Source organism: Roseovarius sp., from assembly GCF_040223625.1.
In the GTDB taxonomy this organism is placed as follows: Bacteria; Pseudomonadota; Alphaproteobacteria; order Rhodobacterales; family Rhodobacteraceae; genus Roseovarius.
This window is the reverse complement of sequence record NZ_JAVKFX010000008.1, coordinates 181,512-187,511: the sequence shown is the minus strand read 5'-3', so window position 1 is coordinate 187,511 and position 6,000 is coordinate 181,512. Positions and strand designations below refer to the sequence as shown.

The 6,000-nt window shown below is 65.7% G+C and carries 8 protein-coding genes; 5 read left to right on the top strand and 3 right to left on the bottom strand.

Going from position 1 to position 6,000, the window contains the following annotated elements; translation table 11 throughout:
* Positions 1 to 101: 30S ribosomal protein S21 (gene rpsU, locus RLN94_RS02935; RefSeq protein ID WP_350168517.1), on the bottom strand; the 101-nt coding region annotated here is incomplete at its 3' end.
* 111 nt (positions 102 to 212) lie between these two features.
* Between rpsU and RLN94_RS02930 the strand changes: the two genes are divergently transcribed.
* The 4 genes from RLN94_RS02930 to RLN94_RS02915 all read left to right on the top strand — a co-directional run bounded on the left by RLN94_RS02930 (position 213) and on the right by RLN94_RS02915 (position 3,630).
* On the top strand, positions 213 to 902 hold the full coding sequence (locus tag RLN94_RS02930) for a COQ9 family protein (protein WP_350130651.1): 690 nt from the start codon (positions 213 to 215) through the stop codon (positions 900 to 902).
* A 73-nt stretch (positions 903 to 975) separates the two neighbouring features.
* Positions 976 to 1,959 carry an NAD(P)H-quinone oxidoreductase gene (locus RLN94_RS02925; RefSeq protein ID WP_350168514.1) on the top strand — a complete coding sequence of 328 codons (984 nt, stop codon included), beginning with the start codon at positions 976 to 978 and terminating at the stop codon, positions 1,957 to 1,959.
* Positions 1,960 to 1,963: 4 nt separating this feature from the next.
* The gene (locus RLN94_RS02920; protein ID WP_350130649.1) at positions 1,964 to 3,082 is read left to right on the top strand and encodes an exo-alpha-sialidase; all 1,119 of its coding nucleotides are present in this window, start codon (positions 1,964 to 1,966) and stop codon (positions 3,080 to 3,082) included.
* Positions 3,079 to 3,630, top strand: a complete 552-nt coding sequence (locus RLN94_RS02915) for a hypothetical protein (protein WP_350130648.1) — start codon at positions 3,079 to 3,081, stop codon at positions 3,628 to 3,630. Before RLN94_RS02920 ends, RLN94_RS02915 begins: the two co-directional genes overlap by 4 nt.
* Positions 3,631 to 3,717: 87 nt before the next feature.
* Here RLN94_RS02915 and RLN94_RS02910 read toward each other — a convergent pair whose 3' ends face one another.
* Together RLN94_RS02910 and RLN94_RS02905 are read right to left on the bottom strand one after the other, a co-directional pair.
* Positions 3,718 to 4,050 (bottom strand): hypothetical protein, encoded by a 333-nt coding sequence (locus RLN94_RS02910; RefSeq protein ID WP_350130647.1) that lies wholly within the window; start codon positions 4,048 to 4,050, stop codon positions 3,718 to 3,720.
* A 239-nt stretch (positions 4,051 to 4,289) separates the two neighbouring features.
* The gene (locus RLN94_RS02905) at positions 4,290 to 4,919 is read right to left on the bottom strand and encodes a ribonuclease T2 family protein (protein ID WP_350130646.1); all 630 of its coding nucleotides are present in this window, start codon (positions 4,917 to 4,919) and stop codon (positions 4,290 to 4,292) included.
* A gap of 130 nt (positions 4,920 to 5,049) precedes the next feature.
* Between RLN94_RS02905 and RLN94_RS02900 the strand changes: the two genes are divergently transcribed.
* Positions 5,050 to 5,823, top strand: a complete 774-nt coding sequence (locus tag RLN94_RS02900; protein WP_350130645.1) for a DUF1013 domain-containing protein — start codon at positions 5,050 to 5,052, stop codon at positions 5,821 to 5,823.
* Positions 5,824 to 6,000: the final 177 nt, after the last annotated feature.

The following is a 6,000-nucleotide window of genomic DNA, read 5'->3' as shown; positions in this document are numbered from 1 at the left end:
TGCCGAAGCTTCATTTCACGGAACACGCCTTCGCGCTGCAGCTTTTTCTTCAGGGCGCGGAGCGCCTGATCGACGTTGTTGTCGCGAACACTAACCTGCATGTGGTGTCACCACCTTTCTAAGTTGGAGTTGCATGAGAATGCAGGAGGTGGCCGTATAGCAAAGGCGTTTTAGTTTGTCTAGGGTGACAGAGGCGAAAACGGAGAGGTCCGATGAGTGACGGCGACGACGTGAAGACGAGGCTGCTGGAGGCCGCGAAGCCGCATGTGCCGTTCGATGGCTGGAGCGAGGCGACCTATCGCGCCGCGGTGAAAGAGGCCGGGGTGGCGCCGGGGCTGGCGAGGGCGGTGTGCCCACGGGGCGCGATCGACCTGGCGCTGGCCTATCACGAGGCCGGAGACAGGGAGATGGTCCGGCGGATCGAGGAGACCGACATGGGCGGAATGCGGTTCCGCGACAAGGTGGCGCTGGCGGTCAGGTTGCGGCTGAAGGTGGCCGACAAGGAGCTCGTGCGGCGGGGGATGACGCTGTTTTCCCTGCCGCATCATGCGCCGGACGGGGCGCAGGCGGTCTGGCGGACCTGTGACCGGATCTGGACCGCGCTGGGCGACAGCTCGGACGACGTCAACTGGTACACGAAGCGGGCGACGCTGTCGGGGGTGTATGGATCGACCGTGCTGTACTGGCTGGGCGACGAGAGCGAGGATCAGGCGCGGACATGGGAGTTTCTCGACCGGCGGATCGGCGATGTGATGCAGTTCGAGAAGGTCAAGGCGCAGGCCGCCGAGAACCGGTTCGTGAGCGGGCTGATGAACGGGCCGCTGTCGTTCCTGAACAGGATCAAGCCACCGAAGGGGCCGCACCAGACCGGGATGCCGGGGCGCTGGTCGGGACCGGGCTGAGCGCTGTTGCCATTGCGCGAGGCAGGTGGGAAACAGGGGGCCGCGACAGGCCGGCGAAGAGGGAGATGCGCGCATGACCGGGACGATGAACGCCGTTGAGATCACCGAGGCCGGCGGGCCGGATGTGCTGAAGCCGGTGACGCGGCCGGTGCCCGAGCCGCGCCATGGCGAGGTGGTCATCAAGGTGGCGTGGGCCGGGGTGAACCGGCCCGACGCGTTGCAGCGGGCGGGCATGTATGCGCCGCCGCCGACGGCGAGCGACCTGCCCGGGCTTGAGGCCTCGGGCGAGGTGGTGACGGTCGGGGCCGGCGTGAGCGATCTGAAGGCGGGCGACAAGGTCTGCGCGTTGCTGCCGGGCGGGGGTTATGCCGAGTACGTGGCGACGCCGGCCGCGCATTGCCTGCCGGTGCCTGAGGGCATGGGGCTGAAGGAGGCCGCCTGTCTGCCGGAGACGTTCTTTACCGTCTGGACCAACGTGTTCCTGCGCGGCGGGCTTAAGGCCGGGGAGCGATTCCTGGTGCATGGCGGCTCTTCCGGGATCGGGACCACGGCGATCCAGTTGGCGCGGGCCTTCGGGGCGCGGGTGTTCACCACGGCCGGGTCGGACGAGAAGTGCCGGAAATGCCTCGACCTGGGCGCCGAGCGGGCGATCAACTACAAGGAGGAGGATTTCGTCGAGGTGCTTAAGCCCGAGGGCGGGGCGCACCTGATCCTCGACATGGTGGGGGGCGATTACCTGCCGCGGAACGTGAAATGCCTGGCCGATGACGGCCGGCTGGTGCAGATCGCCGTCATGCAGGGGCCGAAGGTGGAGATGAATCTCGCGCAGGTGATGGTGCGGCGGCTGACGATCACCGGCAGCACCCTGCGCCCGCAGAGCGACGAGGCCAAGGCGAAGATTGCGCAAGGGCTGCGGGAACATGTCTGGCCGCTGCTGGAGGCCGGGAAAGTGGCGCCGGTGATGGATTCGGAATTCCCGCTGGCGGAGGCGTCGAAGGCCCATGCGCGGATGGAATCGAGCGGGCATATCGGCAAGATCGTCCTCAAGGTCGGGTAAGGATTTGGGCGCGGTTCAGCTGGTCATACTCGGGCTGGGGCTGGTCAGCCTTGGCCTGAGCGTCTGGGCGATCCGCGCCGATGTGGCGCTGAGCTGGCAATTCGTGGTGCCGGAGGTCGTGGCGCCGGAGGGCGAGCCGGCCTTCGAGACGGTGTTCGATTATACCGCCGAGACCGGGCAGGCGCATTCGCCCGGCATCCTCGTTCGCGAGGAGGGGTTCACGATCATCTGGTTCGAGGGCTCGGAAGAGGCGCAGGCGGATGTGGACATCCACTATACCGGGTTCGAGCGGGACGCCGAGGGGTGGCTGCGGGGCACGACCGGGCTGTTGGTGACGCGCGGCGGGCTGGCCAAGGTGATGGAGCCGCGGCAGATCGTGGTGACGTTGGGCAACACGATCGAGAACGAGGCGGTGCGGGACGGCTTGTACGCGACCGTGGCGTCGGTGGGCGGCTGGGCGATGGCCTCGATCGTCGATGTGCGGGCGCCGGGGGGGCGGCCCGCGCGGGGGCGGAAGCTGAACCTGTCGCCGGTCTTCGGGCGGTCGAACCTGGTGAAATCGCCGATGGTGGAATACGCGGACGGGAGCTTTGGCCTGCCGGCCTATTTCGAGATGGGCAGCACGTTCGGGGTTCTGGCGCGGCTGGACAAGGCGGGCCGGGTCAGGGACACGCGGCGGATGAACGGGTTCGGCAAGCCGATCCAGCCGATGGTGGTGCCGCTGAGCGAGAGCCGGGCGGTGGCGTTCCTGCGGGATTTCGACCCGAGCCGGAAACGACTGCTGGTCAGCCGGACCGAGGATGGCGGGCAGAGCTGGTCGCCTGTGGCGCCGATGGAGGTGGAGAACCCGTCCTCTCCGGTGGCGGCGCTGGGGCTGGGCGAGGGGCGTATCCTGTTGGCGGTGAACGATGACGGCGACCGGCCGGAGGTGCTGCGGCTGGTGCTGAGCGAGGACGAGGGCGAAAGCTGGCGGGTGCTGGAAGAGTTCGAGGGCGAGGGGGCGTTGCGTTATCCGATGCTGCGGCGGCTGACATCCGGCGAGATCGTGCTGGCCTATTCCAAGGGCACCAAGCGGGGGCTGGTGGCGCATGTGTTCAACCAGGCCTGGGTGGCGGCGCAATGACCGGGTTGGGGGCGATGGCGGCGTTGGCTGTCCTGGTCGGATGGGTCGTGTTCGCGCTGCTCGGCTGGGTGGCCTCGCCCGCCATTTCGGCCGGTCTTGGCGCGGTTGTCGGTGTGCTGGTCGTGGCGCTGTTCCGGGAGAGCATGGCGGTGGGCGGCGCGGTGGCGCTGCTGGCGCCGTTCGGCGTGATGCTGCCGGCGCTGGCGCTGCGGCACGTGGCGGTGTCGCTGGGCGTGCCGATGGCGGGGTTCGGGACGTGGGAGCTGGTGGGATTCCTGGTGCTCTATACCGTGTTCCTGGCGGCGGCGTTCGGGGTGGTGCCGGTGGACCTTTACCGGTTCGGCTATGCGCCGGGGCCGGTGGCGGTGATGGTGCTGGCGCTGTGTGCTTACGGGTTCGTGACCGGCAACTGGTTCCTGCCGTTGGTGGCGGTGCTGGGGCAGGCGGCGTGGGTGATGGGCTGGGGCAGCAGCAACTGGTTCGATGACGTGCTGCATGTGCTGATGTGGCCGGTGGCGCTGGTGGTGCTGGTGGGGCGGATTTTCTGACGTTTGCGCTTGGGGCTGGCGTCGGGATTTGAGTATTTTTGGAACAGTGAAAGTTGTGGGTGGGACCGCGAAGCCCCACCCGTTGGTTCAAGGCCTCATGGCCTCTGCGAGGCTGCAGGGTTCCACCTCGGGAAACCGCTTGCCGGTCTTAACCTCGGAAACTCGGCCTTGATTGATCCCGCCTAAGTTGGATGCAATCTGGGCATGGTTCCAGTCGGTTTCCTTGAGCAGCGCCTTGATCTTAGCAGCTGTCGCGGGAGTCAGTTTAGGTGATGAACTGCGCATGGCGCGTTCTCCTGTCTTGCCGCGTTGCATGAAGCGTGGCCCCAAGCTACACTCGCCACAGAAACGGGAGGCGACCGCAGCTTGGTTTTCGAAACTGAAACGCTTGCGGCGAAACGATCCAATTTCTTCAGGCATAGGGTTCCCGCTGCAACGGGCCCTATGCCGCCACTACACCTAGTGAATCAGCTCGAATCTTCCACAAGGTGCTGTGAGTGATTTTGGGCCGCTCCTTGGGCCTGTGCAACTTGTATGTTCTTGTGGAAACGGTGTGGACGATGGCTCCACACAGTATGTGCCAATTTCGACGGATTTAAGTCTATATATTGTGCCTAAACCCATCAGAACATTGAAGTGGAACTTCTCAATTTTCTAATTCAATTGATGGGGTCGAAGAGGGCGTTGTCGAGTTGGCAGTCCTTCACCACGTCGCGTCCGCAGGGAACGGGGGAGAGGGATTTGGAGAGGCAGAGGCGGGCCTCCTGGATGCGGCCCGCGCGGCAGGTGATGGTGAGCATGTCCGGCTCGAGCCCGGGATTGGCCTTGAGGAAGGCCTGTTCGACGACGGAGGCCGGGAGCTTGACGGGGTCTTTCAGTTTCCGGAAGACATCCGGCCGGGCGAGGCTTTCATAGGCGTCCCGGGCAAGCGCGTAGTAGGCGGATGCGGAGAGGCCCGAGCAGGACCCGTGCTTCTTCCACTGGTACCAGGCGAGGCCGGAGGAGCCCATGATGTCGGTCATGGCTTCGGTCATGGTGCGCGTGGGCGGGCGTTCGACGGTGGGGCAGTGGGCCGGCCAGCCGCGGTGGTATTGAGGCCAGAGGCCGTGGAGGACCCAGCCGTAATCAGCCGCTTCGTCGCATTGGGGAGAGCCCCGGGCATCGCCCTCGAGCGCGCACCAGGTGGGGGACCAGCTGAGCGCGAGGACGTAATAGTCGAACTTTCCCGCCCTTTCGCCATCGGCCAGCGCCGTGGAGGCCCAGAGGAGGAGCACAAGGAGCACACGCATTATTCGCACTTTCATTTTATTCGCATGCGGACTATATAGCCCGTCAGTTCCCCGACAACGAAAACTCGTCCCCCAGCGGGACAGCCATTTCAGGCGACGGGGAAGATATGCGTGAAGGAGACGTAAGGAAATGTCAGGACCGCTTATGGCCAAGGCCACCGCCGTCTGGCTGGTGGACAACACGACGATGAGCTTCAAGCAGATCGCCGATTTCACGGGGATGCACGAGCTCGAGATCCAGGGCATCGCCGATGGCGACGTGGCCGCCGGCGTGAAGGGGTTCGACCCGATTGCCAACAACCAGCTGACGCAGGAAGAAATCGACAAGGCCGAGAAGGACCCGCTGCACAAGCTGAAGCTGAAGTTCAACCCGGCCGCCGTGGGCGAGGAAAAACGCCGCGGGCCGCGCTATACGCCGCTGTCGAAGCGGCAGGATCGGCCGAACGCCATCCTGTGGCTGGTGAAGTTCCACCCCGAGCTGGCCGATGCGCAGATCGCCAAGCTGGTGGGCACGACGAAGCCGACGATCCAGACGATTCGCGAGCGGACGCACTGGAACATCTCGAACATGCAGCCGATCGACCCGGTGGCGCTGGGCCTGTGCAAGCAGACCGAGCTGGACGCCGCCGTGCAGAAGGCCGCCGCCAAGCGGGCCAAGGAAGGCGAGGCCATGGACGACGAGGCGCGCCGCCGCCTGCTGAGCACCGAGCAGAGCCTGGAGATGGACCCGGAGCCGAAGATGCCGACGGCGATCGAGGGGCTGGAGACGTTCAGCCTGTCGGGCGACGACGAGGAAGAGCGCGACGACAACGAGAAATACGACGCGGACAGCTTCTTCAACCTGCCGGACAGCTCGGATGACGAGGACGACGAGGAAGACGACAGCGACGATCCGCGGCGCTGAGGGTTTCTTCTAGACGTTGAGCATTGGAGAGCGCCCGCCGGGGGATTTCGGCGGGCGCTTTTGTTTTTGGGTTGGTGGAGGTGGGTTTGCACCCACCCTGCGGAGCGGTGTGATTGCCCCGCCCCGGGCTTGACCCGGGCCTTTGGTGGCTCGAGGTCCCGGCTCGGGGGCCGGGAC